Source organism: Albidovulum sp. (genome assembly GCF_049646345.1).
Classification (GTDB): Bacteria; Pseudomonadota; Alphaproteobacteria; order Rhodobacterales; family Rhodobacteraceae; genus Albidovulum.
In genome coordinates this window covers 1-1,743 of record NZ_JBARVQ010000645.1, presented here as the reverse complement: position 1 = coordinate 1,743, position 1,743 = coordinate 1, and the positions used below count along the sequence as shown (strand labels likewise).

Below are 1,743 nucleotides of genomic sequence, written 5' to 3'. Positions count from 1 at the left end.
TTGCGTGGGAGTAGTAACGATTCCCTGCCGAGGTCAGAGACCATTGCCGGGTCGTGCGGGCGATCAATTCTGTCCCCAGCCGTTCTTCCAGCAGCCGTAACCTCCGGCTCATCGCGGACTTGGCAATACCTTCCAGTTCGGCGGCCTTGCCTATGCTCTCGTTGTCCACAATCAGAACAAAGGCGCGCAGATCCTCCATCTGCCCCATGGTTATTCTCTTTCTTAGAACAATTATTACTTCTTGTTATATCTGTTCCATTTCATAGAAATATACAATCCTTTCGACACCGACAGGCCCCACCACTTCCCACCGAAAGGAAATGACATGAAAAACCTGCTCACCACACTGATATCCGCCGCAGCAATTTCTGGTTCGGCCCTTGCCCAGGAACCCGTCTGGGATGGCAACACGGTCATGCTGGAAAGCCAGAAACTAGCCGATGGGGTCTATGCCGTGATCCCGACCGGCGCTGAAGAGATGGCCGCGAACGGTTACCCGATCGCCACTACCGGGGGCTTCGTCGTCGGCAACAACGCGGTTCTGGTAGTTGAATCGATGTTGAACGAGCGGTTGGCGGACCAACTTTTTGACTTGATCGCCGCAGAGACCGACAAGCCGGTTCGGTATCTGGTCAACACCAGCTTTCACGGCGACCATTCCTATGGCAACCAATACGTGCCCGAAGAGGTCGACCTGATCCAGCACGCCAACGCAGCCGCCTATACCCGCGAGCATCTTGAGGCCGACAAGCAGTTCATGATCCAGAATTTCGGCGAAGGCCGCGGGATCGAACAGGTCGTCCACACCGACGCGGACATCCTGGTCGCCGAGGGCGGTGCCTTGACAGTTAATCTCGGCGGTATCTCGGTCGAGATCAAGGATTACGGCTTTGCCCAGACGGGCGGTGACCTGTTTGTATCAGTGCCTTCGGCCCATGTCCTGTGGACGGGAAATGCGATCGTGGCCGAGAAACCCGCGCTGCCGTGGTTGCTTGACGGCCATCTGGTCGAAACTCGCGACACTTTGAAAGCCGTGCATGCCGCCTTTTCGCAAGACACGAAAGTCGTGCCCGGCCACGGCCCGGTGACCGATATGGACGCAATCCAGTGGAATATCGACTACCTCAATACCGTCGAGGCAGAGGTTGGTGCGGCCATCGCCGAGGGGCTGAGCCTGGACGAAACCGTCGCCAGGGTCCAGATGCCTGAATTCGGCGGCTATGCCCTCTTTGGCTGGGTTCATCCGGGGCTGAACATTCCGGCAGCCTACAATGATCTGAAGTAAGATCGAGATCGCACCATCCACAGCCCCGGGCGGACGCCCGGGGCGTTTCAGATCCGGCTGGTCCAGTTACATTTTTTGGGACGCCAATTTATTCTTCGGCACGCCCGGTCAATACCGACCTCGGCAAGCTCGTTCGTACCCTTTGCTGGCATTCGTGCGCACCACAGCATCAGTCAACTTGGCCTCTCAACCTCCCTTCGCCGCGCGATGTTCGGACGGCGGCTTTGCCGAATCCGCAAGGGCAATGAGCGTTTCGATATTGGCGGTCTCTACGCGCGATGCCCTTGCTAACGTTGCGCCAAGGTGCTGACCGAAGGTTTACGGTAGATACTTCGCCTGGCGCCGCCAAACCTTGGGATGAATCGCTTGACGCGCCCCCGCTTTGCCCTTATTCCGCCCGGATGGAATTCAGGGTCTGGCCGTGGTCAGGCCCATTGTCTCTATGAACGGGGCGCTAT

At 57.7% G+C, this 1,743-nt stretch carries 2 protein-coding genes; one reads left to right on the top strand and one right to left on the bottom strand.

The features are described 5' to 3' along the window. Positions 1–208, bottom strand: a 208-nt coding sequence (locus tag WBB85_RS16865) for a LysR family transcriptional regulator (protein WP_432639759.1), incomplete at its 3' end; no start/stop codon positions are given. 117 nt (positions 209–325) lie between these two features. Here WBB85_RS16865 and WBB85_RS16860 point away from each other — a divergent pair. Further along, on the top strand, positions 326–1,285 hold the full coding sequence (locus WBB85_RS16860) for an MBL fold metallo-hydrolase (RefSeq protein WP_432639758.1): 960 nt from the start codon (positions 326–328) through the stop codon (positions 1,283–1,285). Positions 1,286–1,743: the final 458 nt, after the last annotated feature.